Origin of the sequence: Buttiauxella gaviniae, from assembly GCF_040786275.1 — a bacterium.
GTDB classification, from domain to species: domain Bacteria; phylum Pseudomonadota; class Gammaproteobacteria; order Enterobacterales; family Enterobacteriaceae; genus Buttiauxella; species Buttiauxella gaviniae_A.
Genome location: NZ_JBFMVT010000002.1, coordinates 2,823,423 through 2,840,256, shown reverse-complemented (window position 1 = coordinate 2,840,256; position 16,834 = coordinate 2,823,423). Strand labels below are relative to the sequence as shown.

Genomic DNA, 16,834 nt, shown 5'->3' with positions numbered 1-16,834 from the left:
CTTTTTTTATAGCCCCAGCACCAATTGCCGTTCCATCTGCGGGTCCAGCAATGTCACATGCAGCCCCACAAGCCTTACGCCCCGCTCTCCCCTGCGCTCGTCCCAGGTTTTCCTGGCCGTGGCGATGAGATCGGCTTTATTTAACTGCGGCCAAACATGTTCCTGAGTGGTCTGCTGAAAGTCATTGAACTTCAGTTTGATCCCCTGGCGGGCAATGAGTAAATCAGGTTTGACCTTCTTTAGACGCCTCTCCAGCTCACTATAAAGTTGTTCAATAATTGCCTCGCACTCCGGCCATTCATGAATATCTTCAGCCAGGGTTTTCTCGACGCCAACGGATTTACGCTGACGCTCATTGTTGATCTCTCGCTCATCGACTCCCTGGCTTCGCTCCCAAATTACGCGGCCAAACTTGCCAAACCGTTTGAGTAATGAGCCTAAATCGGTGTTCTGCACATCCGCACAGGTGCGTAGCCCTAAACTTTCCAGTTTTCCTGCGGTAACTTTCCCCACGCCAGGAATTTTGCCGAGCGGTAAAGTTTGCAGAAAAGCAGGAATATCCTCGGGTGTGATCACGTATTGGCCATTGGGCTTATTCAAATCCGAGGCGATTTTGGCGAGGAATTTTACCGGAGCGATGCCCGCAGACGCGGTGAGATTAAGTTCATCCGAAATAGACTGGCGGATCTCTTTCGCTATTAATGTAGCTGAGCCGTGGCAATGCGGGCTCTCCGTGACATCCAGATAAGCCTCATCTAAAGAGAGCGGTTCAATAAGCGTTGTGTAGCGGCTAAATATTTCACGAATATGGTTTGAAGCTTCTTTGTATGCGTCAAAACGCCCTGGCAAAAGCGTCAGGTGCGGGCACAATTTTAGCGCCATGGCGGTAGACATCGCGCTGTGTACACCAAATTTCCGCGCAGGATAATTTGCTGTGCTGATAACCCCGCGTCGCTGCGCGCTGCCACCGATAGCGAGCGGAATATCCCGCAAAGCTGGATTATCACGCATCTCTACGGCCGCAAAAAAGCAGTCCATATCAACATGAATGATTTTACGCATACGTTTTCACACCCGTTAATTACTGGATAAGTATACAGTCAAAATAAAGGGGCGTCATCTTTCAAGATGTGTAGCGCTGGGGGAGTCACTATTAGAAAACCTCCCGATAGACGGGAGGTTTTGGGGGATCACAAAATACGGTTTTGCTGGAGTTTTTCCTGACGCTCAGCCTTCGCGATGCGTTTTTTACGCGCATCGCAGGGTTCCGGGCAGTTGCAGACTTTTTCCATGCCAAGTGCAGAAATACCACCGCAGCTACCCTGAAGCGTTTTACGCTTCACAATCACCCCCAATGACATACCAAATATCACCAGCAGGAAAATAGCAAAAGTGGCTAAAAACAGTGTCAGCATAAGGGTTCCCGTCAGCCGCCAAAGTCGTCGAGCATGATATTTTCATCCTCAACACCCAAGTCTTTGAGCATTTTGATCACCGCTGCGTTCATCATTGGCGGCCCACACATATAGAATTCACAATCTTCTGGTGCCGGGTGACTACGAAGGTAGTTTTCCAGCAATACGTTGTGGATGAAGCCCGTGTAGCCCGTCCAGTTATCTTCCGGCTGTGGATCAGAAAGTGCCACATTGAAGGTAAAGTTCGGGTTCTCTTGCGCCAGTTTTTCAAACTCTTCTTCGTAGAACATCTCACGCAGCGAACGAGCGCCATACCAGAAGCTGATTTTGCGCGTGCTATGTAGGCGTTTAAGCTGGTCGAAAATGTGTGAACGCATGGGCGCCATGCCTGCACCACCGCCAATGAATACCATTTCTGCGTCAGTGTCTTTGGCAAAGAATTCACCAAACGGCCCGGAAATCGTTACTTTATCGCCCGCTTTCAACGACCAGATGTAGGAGGACATAATCCCCGGCGGTGCATCTGGCACATTCGGTGGCGGTGTTGCGATACGCACGTTCAGCATGATAATGCCTTTCTCGTCCGGATAGTTCGCCATGGAGTAAGCACGTACACACGGCTCTTTAACCACGGACTTAAAGCGGAAGAGATTAAACTTATCCCAGTCGCCTCGATATTCCTGAGGAACATCAAAGTCCTGGTAGTTAACTTCATGAGGCGGGCTCTCAATCTGAATATAGCCACCTGCCCGGAACGGCACCACTTCACCATCAGGAATACGCAGCTTGAGCTCTTTAATGAACGTCGCTTTGTTATCGTTAGAGATAACTTCGCACTCCCATTTTTTAACGCCAAAAATCTCTTCTGGCAGCTCAATTTTCATATCCTGCTTAACGGCGACCTGGCAGGCTAAACGGCAGCCCTCTTTCGCTTCACGCTTGGTGATGTGCGAAAGTTCGGTAGGAAGAATATCGCCGCCGCCTTCTTTAATTTTCACACGACACTGACCGCACGACCCACCGCCACCGCATGCAGAGGAGATGAAAATACCCTGGTTCGATAGGGTATTAAGCAGCTTGTCACCTGCCGGAGCATGAAACTGTTTATCTGCTTCGTTGTTAATTTCAATCAGCACATCGCCTGAGTTCACCAGTTTTGACTTGGCGAACAAAATCAGCAGCGCCAGAGCCAAAACAATCAGCGTGAACATCACCACGCCAAGAATAATTTCCATACGTTTCCGCCCTTACAGCTGCACACCGGAGAATGACATGAAGCCCAGCGCCATCAATCCGGTGGTGATAAAGGTAATCCCTAAGCCACGCAATCCTGCGGGCACATTGGCATATTTCATCTTCTCGCGAATACCCGCCATCGCCACTATTGCCAGCATCCAACCCACACCGGAGCCGATGCCGTAAACAACGGATTCACCAAAGTTATAATCACGTTGCACCATAAACGACACGCCGCCGAAAATGGCACAGTTAACGGTAATAAGCGGCAGGAAAATACCCAACGCGTTGTACAGAGACGGGAAGAAACGATCGAGGATCATTTCAAGAATTTGTACCAGGGCTGCAATCACGCCAATGAATGTGATGAAGTTGAGGAAGCTGAGATCAACTCCTTCGACTAATGCACCGTCTCGTAATACCAGGTTATAAACCAGGTTATTGGCAGGAACGGAAATCCCCAACACAACGGTCACCGCAACACCCAGGCCAAACGCAGTGGAAACCTTCTTGGAAACGGCCAGGAAAGTACACATGCCGAGGAAGAACGCGAGCGCCATGTTTTCAATAAACACAGCGCGCACAAACAGACTAATCATATGTTCCATAGTCAGTTAGTCCTTTTCCTGCTGCGCAGGCTTGAGCGTACGCAAAGCCCAAATTAACAGGCCAATAATAAAGAACGCACTCGGTGCCAGCAGGAACATCCCGTTTGGCTGATACCAGCCACCGTTCTGCACCGTTTCGAGCACCGTGATACCAAATAATTTGCCGCTGCCTATAAGCTCACGCAGGAACCCTACCAGCAGCAAAATCACGCCGTAACCGAGGCCATTACCGATCCCATCCATGAAACTTGCCAGCGGGGGCGACTTCATAGCGTAGGCTTCGGCGCGCCCCATTACGATACAGTTGGTGATGATAAGGCCGACGAACACCGATAATTGCTTGGAGATTTCATAGGCGTAAGCACGCAGAATCTGATCCACAACGATAACTAACGAGGCAATGATCGCCATCTGCACGATGATGCGTACACTGTTTGGGATCAGGTTGCGGATCATCGAAATGAACATGCTGGAAAACGCAGTCACCACGGTTACCGCGATAGTCATTACAAACGCGGTTTCCAGTTTGGTCGTTACCGCCAGTGCCGAACAGACACCCAGTATTTGCAAGGCAATAGGGTTGTTATCCACCAGTGGACTAACCAATACCCGTTTGACCTCTTTCATGTCTGAAATATCAGCCATTGTTGAGCGCTCCTTCACGAACTTGCTTCAGGAAGGGGCCAAAACCCAGCTCACCCATCCAGAAATCAAAAGTGTGTTGTACCCCGTTTGCCGTCAGAGTCGCACCGGATAAACCATCGACCCCGTACTCATCCCCCTGACGCGCCCCCCCTTTTACAAGGCGGATTGCAGGCTGCCCATTTTCATCAATGAGTTTTTTGCCAATCCACTGCGCACGCCAGTTTGGATTTTCAACTTCACCGCCAAGCCCAGGGGTTTCGCCCTGATCGTAGTAAGTGATGCCTTTCACCGTCCGGCCATCGGTTTGCAATGAAACAAAGGCGTACATCATTGACCACAAACCTTTACCGTATACCGGCAAAACAACTTCCTGCACGTTGTTTTTCTCATCACGCACCAGGTAAATTTCAACAATATTGCTACGCTGTTTTATCCCCGCGCGGTCTTCGTTTGAAGAGAGCGTCATGCTCTGATTTGGGTCACGGAGTGCCGCAGCCTGGTCAAACTTAGACGAGTCTTTGTCCAACAACTCACCGCTTTTCAAATCTAACAAACGCGGCGTAATGCGCGATTGGTAGATGGCTTTGACATCTTCACCGCTCATTTTAGGTGTCGCCAGGCCCGCAACATCAAGGATGTTTCGTTGCTTATCGAGCGCTTTTTGCTCTTGCTGGCGAGCTTTGAGCCCGACAGCAGAACCCGCCACCACGACGGAGCACACCAGGCAAAGCACCAGCACCACCAGCAGCGTTCTGCCGATGCTATCGTTACTTTTTACTTCAGCCACGCGACTTCCTCCGCTTAATATTGGCTTGCACCACCAGGTAATCAAACAGCGGTGCAAAGAGGTTGGCGAACAGGATCGCCAGCATCATCCCTTCTGGATAGGCCGGATTGGCAACACGAATTAGCACACACATCACACCAATGAGTGCCCCGTACCACCATTTACCTTTATTGGTAAACGAGGCAGATACCGGATCTGTTGCCATAAACATCATGCCAAAGGCAAAACCACCTAACACCAGGTGCCAGTACCACGGCATAGCGAACAGAGGATTGGTTGCAGAACCAATGAAGTTAAAGAGAGTGGCGGTCGCTATCATGCCAAGCATAACGCCTGCAACAATACGCCAGGAGGCAACGCGACCAAACAGAATAATCGCCCCGCCAATCAGGATCATCAGCGTTGAAACTTCACCAATTGACCCGGGAATATTGCCAAGGAAAGCATCCATCCATGTGACAGGTTGGCCTGTTGCAACATTTACCAGCCCTTCGCTGCCGCCGTTGGCCCATTGGGAAAGCGGTGTTGCGCCGGAGAAACCATCTGCCGCAGTCCACACTAAGTCACCGGAAATTTGTGCCGGATAAGCGAAGAACAGGAACGCGCGCCCCGCCAGTGCTGGGTTGAGGAAGTTACGCCCGGTACCACCAAAAATCTCTTTCGCGATTACGACGCCAAAACTAATACCGAGCGCCGCTTGCCACAGAGGCAGCGTTGGTGGCACCACCAGCGCAAACAAAATGGAGGTAACAAAGAAGCCTTCGTTAATTTCATGCTTGCGAATGATGGAGAATAAAACTTCCCAGAAACCACCGACCAAGAATACGGTGATGTAAATTGGCAGGAAGAAAACCGCGCCCAGGGTCATCATACTTAGCCAGCCAGCATCAGGCGTAAAACTCACCCCGAGCCACTGCGCCACAACATAATGCCAGTCAGATGAAATCACCTGCTGGAGCTGCTCCGCACCGTACATTTTATTGAGTGCAGGAATGGTTTGTAACCCGACGTTATACATTCCCCAGAACATGGCCGGGAATACCGCGAACCACACCAGGATCATCATGCGTTTCAGGTCGATAGCGTCCCGGACGTGGGAAGCGCCTGGCGTAACAATCCCTGGCGTATAAAATAGCGTCGCCGTTGCTTCAAACAGTGGGTAGTACTTTTCAAGCTTACCGCCCTGCGTGAAGTGCGGCTCTAGTTTTTCAAATAAATGCTTCAAGCCCATGACTTATCCTTCCTGCTCGATGCGGGTTAAGACCTCGCGTAGCACCGGGCCATACTCATATTTCCCAGGGCAAACATAGGTACAAAGCGCCAAATCTTCTTCATCCAGCTCCAGACACCCCAACGCCTGAGCGCTATCGGTGTCGCCTGCCAGTAAATCGCGCAGTAGCATCGTTGGCAGAATATCCAACGGCATAACACGCTCATAGTTACCGATTGGCACCATGGCGCGTTCTCCACCATTAGTGTCCGTTGAGAAGTTAAATAATTTACGCTTCAGGAAGTGGCCAAGTGTGGTGCGGGTTATAGAATATTTATCCGCACCCGGCATGACCCAGCCAAACAACTCTTTCTCACGCCCTTCTTTCAAAGCGGTGACTTGTAGGTGGAAGCGGCCAAGCCAGGCGCGAGGGCCGACGGCCTGCGTTCCACTTAAAACTGAGCCAGAGACAATGCGGTTTTCACCTTCCGCCAACTCACCCGCAGTCAGCACCTCCAGTGAAGCGCCAAGGCGTGTACGAATCAGGCGCGGTTTTTTAACCTGCGGCCCGGCTAGCGCAATCACGCGCTCGGTCCACAGTTCACCTTCAACAAACAATTTGCCGATAGCAATGACATCCTGGTAGTTCAGATGCCACACCGTTTTTTGCAGGCTTACCGGCTCCAGGAAGTGAATGTGCGTACCCACTAACCCGGCGGGGTGCGGCCCGGCAAATTCATTAAAAGTGACTTGCCCGGCTGGATGACCACCCAACTTACCGCCACCAGCCTGACAGACATGGACTTTGCCATCGGTCAGCCTGGACAGCAGCGTTAAACCGGCATCAAACATTTCACGATGGACGCGGATAATGGGTTGCGGGTCAGCCGCCAACGGATTGGTATCCATCGCAGTGACAAAAATGGCAGCGGGAGTGCTGGCAGGCTGCGGCGTTTTACTGAAGGGACGCGTACGCAGCGCTGTCCACAGGCCAGATGCCAATAATTGAGTCTGAACGGTTTCACGCGGCAGTTTGGCAAGGCTTTCTGGCGCAAAACGTTCGAAAACAACTTGCTCATCACCGTGAACCTCAATAACCAGAGATTGCAGAACACGGCGCTCACCACGATGAATCGCGGTTACCGTTCCACTCGCCGGAGCGGTAAAGAACACACCAGGGTTCTTTTTATCTTCGAAGAGGGGCTGGCCTTTCAATACTTTGTCGCCTTCTTGCACCAGCATGGAAGGACGCATGCCGACATACTCTTCACCGAGTAAAGCCACGAAAGGTATCGCAGGGCCGTCATGAATCTGCTGTTCCGGTAAACCGGCAATAGGCAAATCCAGACCTTTTTTGATTTTTATCATAAGGTTATCACGTTTAAAATTGGCTTAAACATACCGACAAAAAACTGTAGCCGACAACGGATGGGTCGAAACACGGTTCAACCGATGCGACATATAAGGCAGATAAATAAGGAAACGCATCCATTCACTATGACGAGAGGGAGGTATAAGTCGCCCTGATATCCTTTTTCCGGGACAACTGACTTATGGATAGTTTCCGTTCTTATCCGCAGGTCAACATTCGCGGCGGATTTTAGCATCATTAGGCACTCGAAGGTGCAGAAATCACCGCAGAGATATGCAGCAATGCGAGCTATTACGCAAAAAGCTAATTCATAGTCTTTATAAATGGTTTGCTCAATACTATTTATGTATGTAATCGTTCCGTTTGAGGCTTGCGAAAATTCAGAACGATGCTAATGTGAGCGCTCCTAATCCAGAGTATTCTGATTCCGGGTCACTTTTGCCGTCCTGGCATTTGGTTTAAGTTTTATCAAGGAATAAAGCAGTATGCGTAAGATCGCACTTATGATTGCGATGCTTCTGATGCCGTTCATGTCGTTTGCAAGCTTATTAAGCAGCAATTCGTCAGCTACGCCAGTCAGTAAAGAATTCAAGCAACAACTTATGGGCTCTCCTGTTTATATTCAGATATTTAAGGAAGAGCGCACGCTAGAGTTATATGTGAAGATGGGCGAACAGTATCAACTGCTCGACAGCTATCGCATCTGTAACTATTCCGGTGGATTAGGTCCAAAACAACGTCAGGGTGATTTTAAAAGTCCTGAAGGTTTTTATCACGTAGCGCGTAACCAGCTAAAACCTGATAGCCGCTTCTATAAAGCCATTAATATCGGTTTCCCGAATGAATTTGATCGCTCGCACGGGTATCAGGGTCAATACCTGATGATTCACGGAGCCTGCGTATCAATTGGCTGCTATGCCATGACTGACAGTGGCATTGATGAGATTTTCCAGTTCGTTACGGCAGCACTGGTCTTCGGTCAGCCGAATGTGCAAGTCAGCATCTATCCGTTCCGCATGACGGATGCCAATATGCAGCGCCATAAATACTCTTATTACATCAACTTCTGGAAACAACTGAAGCCTGGTTATGATTACTTTACCGCCAATCACCAGCCACCTGTGGTTTCGGTGGTCAACGGTAATTACATGATTAGCAAACCGGTTGCGCCTACGACACAACCGCAGTTGGCATCAAACTACGCGCTCCCCGAGGCAAAATAATTCCGATTCGCCTGGTGCAATTTTGTGCCAGGTTTCATTCCCTGTCAGGGGCTGAGTCGCAATTACGGTGACCACATCATTAAGTGTGGTCTCTTCCTGAAAGTCGATTTCCACATCCTGATCCAACAGCTTTGCCACACCGAACGGTGCCCGTCGGGTTATCCAGTATAAATTGGTCGAGCAAAACGCCATCACGTAACGCCCATCCGACAACAGCATATTAAACACGCCTTTCTCACGTAACTGCGCGGCAAGTTCAGTGATATAGCGGAACACAGCCTGCATATTGCCAGGGGTGCGTGGATAACGTTGAGTGAGCTTATGAAGCAGCCAGCAAAACGCTTGTTCACTGTCGGTTTCACCAATCGGGCGGAACGGGCCGGTATCCAGCGAGCGATGACCTTTGAGCTGCCCATTGTGCGCATAGGTCCAGTTGCGGCCCCATAATTCGCGCGTAAAAGGGTGGGTATTTTCCAGCGCGACTTTGCCGCGGTTCGCCTGGCGAATATGTGCGACAACGGAACAGGATTTAATAGGATATTCCTGCACAAGTTTAGCGATAGGCGAATTGAAGCTGGGTTGCGGATCTTTGAACGTGCGACAGCCCTTACCTTCATAGAAAGTAATGCCCCAGCCATCTTTATGTGGCCCCGTACCACCGCCTCGCTGCACCAGACCGGTAAAACTAAAGCAAATATCTGTTGGTACGTTGGCGCTCATCCCGAGCAGTTCGCACATAGTCTTCTCCCACTGCTGTATTCTCCTCATCACTATTTTGTAGGGTGAATAAACCGAATGCCATCCACCACCTGCATTATGGCGGCGGCGAATGGCCCAGGCTTATGCGCCCTACAAAAAACAAAGAGGATTAACGTTAAGCTTTAACCATCTCTTTTTCGATAAGCTGAATCAGGATATGAATCACTTTAATATGAACTTCCTGAACGCGATCGGCATAACCAAAGTGCGGCACACGAATTTCAATATCCGCGCTACCCGCCATTTTGCCACCATCTTTCCCGGTCAGGGTGATGACTTTCATGCCTTTCGCACGCGCAGCTTCAATCGCTTTGATGACGTTGCCGGAATTACCAGAAGTGGAGATCCCCAGCAGCACATCGCCTTCACGCCCTACCGCTTCAACATAACGAGAGAAGATGTGGTCATAGCCAAAATCGTTCCCCACACAAGAGATGTGGCTGACATCAGAAATCGCAATCGCCGGATAGCCCGGACGGTTTTCGCGATAGCGCCCCGTCAGTTCTTCCGCGAAGTGCATCGCATCGCAATGTGAACCACCGTTGCCGCAAGACAGCACTTTGCCACCGGCTTTAAAGCTATCTGCCAGCAATACTGCCGCGCGCTGAATGGCATGAATGTTAGCGTCATCTTTCAGGAAGTTAGCCAGCGTTTCAGCCGCTTCATTCAACTCGTTACGAATAAGATCCTGGTACATGAGGATGTCCTTCAGTATTTTTCGATTGATTAACCCCAGCAGTTTACCGGATAGCGCGAGAAGCGCCATATCCTCCTGCTTTTGCTGTTCTGTGCGGTAACAATGTGAGCAAGGTTGTAATTATTTTGTGAAGATATTGCTAAAAAAAACCACATGAACTAAAACCAATACATCCAAGTGGTCAGACCTCCTACAAGCAAGGGAGTTTCCTTTATGTTGATTTTGAGTATTGTTGCAACCGTTGTTCTCCTCGGTGTGCTTTTCTATCACCAGGTCAATTTACTGCTCAGTAGCGCTCTCTTACTGGCGTGGACAGCGGCGCTTGGCTTCGCCGGTATCTGGTCCTTCTGGGTATTGGTTCCACTGGCGATTATTCTGGTGCCGCTTATCGTTACGCCGATTCGTAAATCTCTGATTTCCGCGCCGGTTTTCCGCAGCTTCCGTAAAGTCATGCCACCCATGTCACGTACTGAAAAAGAGGCTATCGATGCCGGTACGACCTGGTGGGAAGGCGATCTGTTCCGCGGTAAGCCAGACTGGGAAAAATTGCACAACTACCCGCAGCCAAAACTGACCGAAGAAGAACAAGCGTTTATCGACGGCCCGGTAGAAGAAGCTTGCCGCCTGGCAAACGACTTCCAAATCACGCACGAAATGGCTGATTTGCCGCCGGAACTGTGGGCTTATTTAAAAGAGCATCGCTTCTTCGCGATGATCATCAAAAAAGAGTACGGCGGTCTGGAATTTTCCGCTTACGCGCAGTCACGCGTGCTGCAAAAACTCTCAGGTGTTTCCGGTATTCTGGCCATCACCGTTGGCGTGCCTAACTCATTAGGCCCGGGTGAATTGCTACAACATTACGGAACCACAGAGCAGAAAGATCACTACCTGCCGCGCCTGGCTCGCGGGCAAGAGATCCCATGCTTTGCGCTGACCAGCCCGGAAGCAGGCTCTGATGCAGGTGCGATCCCTGACACCGGTGTCGTCTGCATGGGCGAATGGCAGGGCCAGCAAGTTCTCGGTATGCGTCTGACATGGAATAAGCGCTATATTACGCTTGCGCCAATCGCCACCGTTCTGGGGCTCGCATTCAAACTCTCAGATCCCGATCGTTTACTGGGCAACGAAGAAGATCTTGGTATTACCTGCGCGTTGATCCCAACACACACGCCGGGTGTCGAAATCGGTAAGCGCCACTTCCCGCTCAACGTACCGTTCCAGAACGGCCCAACGCGCGGCAAAGATATTTTCGTTCCCATCGATTACATCATTGGCGGCCCGAAAATGGCCGGTCAGGGCTGGCGTATGCTGGTGGAATGCCTGTCCGTTGGTCGCGGCATCACGCTGCCGTCTAACTCAACTGGCGGTTTGAAATCGGTAGCGATGGCAACGGGTGCGTATGCCCACATCCGCCGCCAGTTCAGAATCTCCATCGGTAAAATGGAAGGAATTGAAGAGCCTCTGGCGCGTATTGCGGGGAATGCGTATGTCATGGACGCCGCTGCATCTCTGGTCACTTACGGCATTATGCTCGGCGAAAAACCTGCGGTTCTGTCTGCCATCGTGAAATACCACTGCACCCATCGCGGCCAGCGCGCCATTTTGGATGCCATGGATATTGTCGGCGGGAAAGGCATTATGCTGGGTAACTCCAACTTTGTGGCACGTGCTTACCAGGGCGCGCCGATCGCCATTACTGTAGAAGGCGCGAATATCCTGACGCGCAGCATGATTATCTTCGGCCAGGGGGCGATTCGTTGCCATCCCTATGTGCTTGAAGAGATGACCGCCGCGCAAAACAATGACGTCAACGCGTTCGATAAACTGTTGTTCAAACATATCGGCCACGTTGGTAGCAACAAAATGCGCAGCCTGTGGCTCGGCCTGACTAACGGTCTGACCAGCGCCACGCCGACCAAAGATTCCACCAAACGCTACTACCAATATATGAACCGACTGAGTGCCAACCTCGCCTTGCTGTCAGATGTATCCATGGCGGTTCTGGGTGGTAGCCTCAAGCGTCGCGAGCGTATCTCAGCTCGTCTGGGTGATGTTCTGAGCCAGCTATACCTCGCTTCCTCAGTGCTAAAACGTTATGACGATGAAGGCCGTAACGAAGCGGATCTGCCGCTGGTTCACTGGGGCGTGCAGGATGCGCTGTATCAGGCCGAACAGGCGATGGACGATCTGCTGCGTAACTTCCCGAACGCGTTTGTGGCTGGCATGCTGCGCGTGGTGATCTTCCCGCTGGGCCGTCGCTACGAGGCGCCATCAGATAAGCTGGATCATAAACTCGCGAAGATCATGCAGATCCCATCCGCAACCCGCTCACGCATCGGTCGCGGTCAGTATCTGACGCCAAGTGAGTTCAACCCGGCGGGTCTGTTGGAAGAAGCATTGATGGATGTGATGGCCGCCGAGCCAATCCATTTACGCATCTGCAAAGAAACCGGGCGTAACCTGCCGTTCACTCGCCTTGATGAGCAAGCGAAACAGTGGCTGGCTGAAGGGAAAATCAACGCGGACGAAGCGGCGATTCTCACCAAAGCCGAAGCAAGCCGCCTGCGCAGTATTAACGTCGACGAATTTGAGCCGGAGGAGTTGGCAACCATGCCGGTAAAGGTGCCGGAAAAGCATCGCAAAATTGAAGCTGCGTAACCTGCAAGACGCTTAAAAACCCGCTCCGGCGGGTTTTTTATTACCCAACAAAAGCCAGTTAAGTCATGCTACAGTGAATGAAACACTGTTTATCATGAGGCTTCCGATTGTGTCTGGTCTGAAAATTACCGTTATGCAACAACCGCTGGTCTGGATGGATGGCGCGGCAAATTTACGCCATTTTGACGTGCTATTAGATGGTATTCATGGCCGCGATTTAATTATCTTGCCAGAAATGTTCACCACCGGTTTTGCGATGGAAGCCGCAACACAATCGCTTGCTGAGGAAGAGGTGATTGACTGGATGCAGTTTAAAGCTCAGCAAACGCAGGCGATGATCGGCGGAAGTGCTGCGCTGCAAACCGAGCGCGGGCCTGTGAATCGTTTTCTGCTGGTGCAGCCCGACGGCAAAGTCCATTTCTATGATAAACGTCATTTATTCCGTATGGCGGATGAGCATCATCATTATCAGGCGGGTGAAGAGCGCGTGGTGGTGGAATGGCGCGGCTGGCGTATTTTGCCGCAGGTCTGCTATGACTTGCGCTTCCCGGTATGGTCCCGCAACCGCAACGATTATGATCTGGCGTTGTATGTTGCGAACTGGCCCGCCCCACGCTCTCTGCACTGGCAAAGTTTGCTGGTTGCGCGCGCGATTGAAAACCAGGCGTACGTCGCAGGCTGCAACCGTGTGGGCACCGATGGCAACGGGCATCATTACCGTGGCGACAGTAAAATCATTAGTCCGCAGGGCGATATTCTGGCGAATGGCGAAGCCCATCAGGCAATGCGCCTGGATGCCGATTTATCCCTGATTGCGTTGCAGGAATATCGCGAAAAATTCCCCGCGTGGCAGGACGCCGATCCTTTTAGTTTATAAGTTCAACTAACTCCCCCGATACGTCGACCACGACCAGGGGGAGATAAGAAACGGCAGATGATAATGCCCGTCGCTTTGCGCGATAACAAAATCAATTTGCGCGCAGGGATATAGCGTTTCCCGCTGCGTTGCAGCAAAGTACTCGCCGATTTCAGCCGTCAGACGATAACGCCCCGCCGCCAGCGGTTCCTCAGTAAAATCTTTTAGTCGCCCATCCACATCCGTTACGCCCCGGGCAATTGTCTTCCAGCTTTCCGCCACCAGCAGCTCAAGCCGAATCGCCACATTTACCGCTGGTTTCCCCAGTGAGGTATCAAGAATATGCGTACTCAGTTGGCTCATTGGGCAAAGGCTCCTTCGAGACGTAACAAGGTGATTTGGCGTAATTGTTCGAGAGCTTCAGCTTCTTCTTCGGCAGGAGAGTTATTCAAACGCCTATGGAGTTCGCTCAGCATTTCTTCACCGCTGCGCCCTTTGGCACGGATCAAAAATACACGACCAAACTGTGCTTCATACTCCGTATTACCCTGTGCCAGCGCCTCTTTCAACACGCGATTTTGCGTGTCCACCGTGGATTGTTCGCCTCTCGAAAGCAGCGCTTCTTTACCGGAACCTTGCGGTTTTTCGCCAATGCGTGGATGCGCTGCCAGCGCCAGGTTCAGTTCCGCGCGTCCCCAATCCAACGTCAGTTGCGAAGCATAATGCTGTAGCGCATTGACGGTCGGATAAGGCCTCGCAGCAACCAGACTTTCGGCCCAGGCAGGTATCGCGACACAAGGCGCTATAAGCTCAAGCGCATCATTCACCAGGGCGTCGTTAAACTCATCCAGCGGATTTTTTCCCGCGATCGCTATCACCGTTTGCGTGTAAGCCTGCACCGCCAGTTTCACATCTTCTTCCATGACTGATTCAGCCGGATGATGGCTTATTCCGCGATCGCACCGCACAAACAGCATGCCGACGGGCCAGCGTTCGGCAATGGCGATAGCATCATGCCCCGCCCCGCTGGGCAGCGATAAACTTCGCCCCTGCACGGCAGCAACGGCGAGACTTAACTGCTGTTGTAATTGGGTATCGCACGGCGTGGCGGGAATCGAATAGTAGGTTTCAGCGCTGAAAGTGACATCTCGCAGGGCAGCGATCTGATTCGCCTCGTTTAACAAATTCTCGAGTAGTCCTTCAAGGTCACAATCACTTGGGCTGCGAATATCCAGCGTCAGTTGAACTTCACCGGGAATCACATTGGCGGCACCGGGCAAGCATTGCAGCGAACCAACCGTGGCAACGATATCAGGGCTAAAGGCGCGCGTTGTGCTCTCGACATACATCATCCAGGCCGCCGCCGCCGCAAGCGCATCTTTGCGAATAGTCATGGGCACCGTGCCCGCATGCCCAGCTTCTCCCACAAAGCGGCACTTCAAACGGCGAGCACCGTTGATGGCGGTCACTACACCGAGAGCAAGATTTTCTTCCTCTAACACCGGCCCCTGCTCAATATGCAATTCAAGGTAGGCGCTGAACTCTTCCGGGCTGCGCTCAGCACTGCGAATGCGTGACGGATCAAATCCGGCATTCACTAACGCTTGTGCGACGCTGATTCCCGCTGCGTCTTCACACGCAAGCCAGCTTTCCGGCCAGGTTCCGGTCAACCCTCTGCTGCCTAATAAGGTGATGCCAAATCGGGTGCCTTCTTCATCCCCAAAGCCCACAATTTCAATCGCCTGTGCAAGCTGGAGATTATGACGAGACAAATATTCAACCACCTCCAGGGCAGTTAACACGCCCAGCATTCCGTCATAGCGCCCGGCATTGCGTACCGTATCAAGATGCGACCCTAACAAAATGGCCTGAGCCCCTTCTCGCTCGCCTTCATAACGCCCGCAGATATTGCCAACCGCATCCTGCCAGGTCGTCATACCGGCCTGTTCCATCCAGCCCGCGACTAAATAATTTGCGCGCAGATGTTCGGGCGAAAGATAGACGCGCGTGAGCTGGCCTGGCGTTTCGCTGATTTGCGCCAGTTCATCCGCGCGCTGCATGATGCGGCGTGCAGCGGCGCTGGCCTCATCGGGATTCATGACATGTTTTATCATCAGCGATTTTCCTGCGAATAAACATCCCACGCGGCCTGCATCGCAGCGCCTTGCGTCGTTTTGAAACCAAGGCGATTAAGCACAGCTTCCAGGGCGGTCAATGTTTGCAGGACGCAATCTTTTCGCGCGTTGTAACCCATAGTACCGATGCGCCAGATTTTGCCTTGCAGCGGGCCAAACGACGTACCGATTTCGATATGGAAATCGTCCAGCAGCATTTTGCGTACTTCTTCACCGTGAACCGCAGACGGGATCACCACGCCCAAAACGTTATTCATTTTGTGTTGCAGAGTGCCGAATGTTTCCAGCCCCATGCCCTGAATTCCTGCCACCAGCGCACGTCCGTGCAACTCATGGCGAGCGATCCCAACATCCAGCCCCTCTTCCAGAATAATTCGCGCGCATTCGCGGGCAGCGAATAACATGCTGGTGGCTTCGGTGTGGTGGTTCAGGCGCTCCGGCCCCCAGTAGTCCATCACCATGCCAAGATCGAAGTAGTTCGAGTAGATCATTTCGTCATCGCCATCCTGGTGCTCGGCGGTGCGGATCCCCTCTTCCACACATTTACGGCGGCGGATAACTTCTTCCATTTGCGCACTCAGGGTAATCGGTGAGCTGCCTGAGGGGCCGCCGAGACATTTCTGCAACCCCGCAGAAACGGCGTCTAAACCCCAGGCATCTGTTTCCAGCACGTTGCCGCCAAAAGATGCGGTGGCATCGGTATAAAACAGCACGCCATGGCGACGGCAGATTTCGCCCAGTTCAGCCAGCGGTTGCAGCATGGTGGTGGATGTGTCGCCCTGAACGGTCAACAGCAAACGCGGTTTAACGGTTTTAATCGCATCTTCGATTTGATCCGGGGTGAAAACTTCCCCCCACGGCACTTCGATAGTATGAACTTCTGCGCGGCAGCGACGTGCGATCTCACACAGCAGATGGCCGAAGCGCCCAAATACCGGCACCAGGACTTTATCGCCGGGGCGAATAGCCGAGAGTAAAATAGCTTCTATTCCGGAGCGGGAAGTCCCATCCACCAGCATTGTCCAGCGGTTTTGGGTACGGAAAAGCTCGCGATACAGCACCATCACTTCATTCATATAACCGGTCATAACCGGATCATATTGCCCAATTAACTGGCTCGCCATTGCCCGCAAGACGCGTGGATCGGCATTGATTGGTCCGGGCCCCATAAGCAAACGGTGTGGCGGGTTAATTTGCGTGAAGTGCTGAATATCGAACATGGCATTTCCTTTC

The 16,834-nt window shown here is 51.8% G+C and carries 16 protein-coding genes and 1 pseudogene; 3 read left to right on the top strand and 14 right to left on the bottom strand.

The window, feature by feature from the left end; all coding sequences use genetic code 11:
• Window positions 1–6: 6 nt before the first annotated feature.
• The 8 genes from dinB to AB1E22_RS13765 all read right to left on the bottom strand — a co-directional run bounded on the left by dinB (window position 7) and on the right by AB1E22_RS13765 (window position 7,269).
• Window positions 7–1,062 (bottom strand): DNA polymerase IV, encoded by a 1,056-nt coding sequence (gene dinB, locus AB1E22_RS13800; RefSeq protein ID WP_367595817.1) that lies wholly within the window; start codon window positions 1,060–1,062, stop codon window positions 7–9.
• Window positions 1,063–1,190: 128 nt separating this feature from the next.
• Entirely contained in the window at window positions 1,191–1,415 is a 225-nt protein-coding gene (gene nqrM, locus AB1E22_RS13795) for a (Na+)-NQR maturation NqrM (RefSeq protein WP_367595816.1), read from the bottom strand.
• An 11-nt stretch (window positions 1,416–1,426) separates the two neighbouring features.
• Complete coding sequence (nqrF, locus tag AB1E22_RS13790; RefSeq protein ID WP_367595815.1) at window positions 1,427–2,650, bottom strand: NADH:ubiquinone reductase (Na(+)-transporting) subunit F; 1,224 nt, start codon at window positions 2,648–2,650, stop codon at window positions 1,427–1,429.
• Window positions 2,651–2,662: 12 nt separating this feature from the next.
• On the bottom strand, window positions 2,663–3,259 hold the full coding sequence (gene nqrE, locus AB1E22_RS13785) for an NADH:ubiquinone reductase (Na(+)-transporting) subunit E (protein ID WP_367595814.1): 597 nt from the start codon (window positions 3,257–3,259) through the stop codon (window positions 2,663–2,665).
• Window positions 3,260–3,265: 6 nt separating this feature from the next.
• Window positions 3,266–3,904, bottom strand: a complete 639-nt coding sequence (locus AB1E22_RS13780) for an NADH:ubiquinone reductase (Na(+)-transporting) subunit D (RefSeq protein WP_081908371.1) — start codon at window positions 3,902–3,904, stop codon at window positions 3,266–3,268.
• Window positions 3,897–4,691, bottom strand: coding sequence for a Na(+)-translocating NADH-quinone reductase subunit C (locus AB1E22_RS13775; protein ID WP_367595813.1), 795 nt, complete (start codon window positions 4,689–4,691; stop codon window positions 3,897–3,899). The genes AB1E22_RS13780 and AB1E22_RS13775 overlap by 8 nt, the downstream gene beginning before the upstream one ends.
• The gene (locus tag AB1E22_RS13770) at window positions 4,684–5,922 is read right to left on the bottom strand and encodes an NADH:ubiquinone reductase (Na(+)-transporting) subunit B (RefSeq protein ID WP_367595812.1); all 1,239 of its coding nucleotides are present in this window, start codon (window positions 5,920–5,922) and stop codon (window positions 4,684–4,686) included. The genes AB1E22_RS13775 and AB1E22_RS13770 overlap by 8 nt, the downstream gene beginning before the upstream one ends.
• Window positions 5,923–5,925: 3 nt before the next feature.
• A complete protein-coding gene (locus tag AB1E22_RS13765) occupies window positions 5,926–7,269 on the bottom strand; it encodes a Na(+)-translocating NADH-quinone reductase subunit A (protein WP_367595811.1) in 1,344 nt (447 codons plus the stop codon).
• A gap of 489 nt (window positions 7,270–7,758) precedes the next feature.
• On the opposite strand from AB1E22_RS13765, the gene dpaA reads away from it, so the two are divergent.
• Window positions 7,759–8,496, top strand: coding sequence for a peptidoglycan meso-diaminopimelic acid protein amidase (gene dpaA / locus AB1E22_RS13760; protein WP_367595810.1), 738 nt, complete (start codon window positions 7,759–7,761; stop codon window positions 8,494–8,496).
• On the opposite strand, the gene AB1E22_RS13755 is transcribed toward dpaA, so the two are convergent.
• Window positions 8,467–9,234 (bottom strand): class II glutamine amidotransferase, encoded by a 768-nt coding sequence (locus tag AB1E22_RS13755; RefSeq protein ID WP_367595809.1) that lies wholly within the window; start codon window positions 9,232–9,234, stop codon window positions 8,467–8,469. The genes dpaA and AB1E22_RS13755 overlap by 30 nt on opposite strands.
• 136 nt (window positions 9,235–9,370) lie before the next feature.
• On the bottom strand, window positions 9,371–9,952 hold the full coding sequence (lpcA, locus tag AB1E22_RS13750; RefSeq protein ID WP_367595808.1) for a D-sedoheptulose 7-phosphate isomerase: 582 nt from the start codon (window positions 9,950–9,952) through the stop codon (window positions 9,371–9,373).
• Between the two features lie 213 nt (window positions 9,953–10,165).
• Here lpcA and fadE point away from each other — a divergent pair, with 213 nt between their 5' ends.
• Window positions 10,166–12,610: an acyl-CoA dehydrogenase FadE gene (gene fadE / locus AB1E22_RS13745; RefSeq protein ID WP_367595807.1), complete on the top strand. Its 2,445-nt coding sequence runs from the start codon at window positions 10,166–10,168 to the stop codon at window positions 12,608–12,610.
• Window positions 12,611–12,719: 109 nt separating this feature from the next.
• The gene (locus AB1E22_RS13740) at window positions 12,720–13,487 is read left to right on the top strand and encodes an amidohydrolase (RefSeq protein ID WP_367595805.1); all 768 of its coding nucleotides are present in this window, start codon (window positions 12,720–12,722) and stop codon (window positions 13,485–13,487) included.
• A 6-nt stretch (window positions 13,488–13,493) separates the two neighbouring features.
• Here the strand turns inward: AB1E22_RS13740 and uraH are convergent, their stop codons facing one another.
• The 4 genes and pseudogenes from uraH to AB1E22_RS13720 form a co-directional block, all read right to left on the bottom strand.
• Complete coding sequence (uraH, locus tag AB1E22_RS13735; protein ID WP_367595804.1) at window positions 13,494–13,829, bottom strand: hydroxyisourate hydrolase; 336 nt, start codon at window positions 13,827–13,829, stop codon at window positions 13,494–13,496.
• Window positions 13,826–14,344: a 2-oxo-4-hydroxy-4-carboxy-5-ureidoimidazoline decarboxylase gene (gene uraD, locus AB1E22_RS13730; RefSeq protein ID WP_367597376.1), complete on the bottom strand. Its 519-nt coding sequence runs from the start codon at window positions 14,342–14,344 to the stop codon at window positions 13,826–13,828. The genes uraH and uraD overlap by 4 nt, the downstream gene beginning before the upstream one ends.
• Window positions 14,324–15,580 (bottom strand): annotated as a pseudogene (hpxK, locus tag AB1E22_RS13725) (allantoate amidohydrolase); the annotation flags it as partial. The gene uraD and the pseudogene hpxK, both read right to left, overlap by 21 nt.
• Window positions 15,580–16,821 (bottom strand): pyridoxal-phosphate-dependent aminotransferase family protein, encoded by a 1,242-nt coding sequence (locus tag AB1E22_RS13720; RefSeq protein ID WP_367595803.1) that lies wholly within the window; start codon window positions 16,819–16,821, stop codon window positions 15,580–15,582. The pseudogene hpxK and the gene AB1E22_RS13720, both read right to left, overlap by 1 nt.
• Window positions 16,822–16,834: the final 13 nt, after the last annotated feature.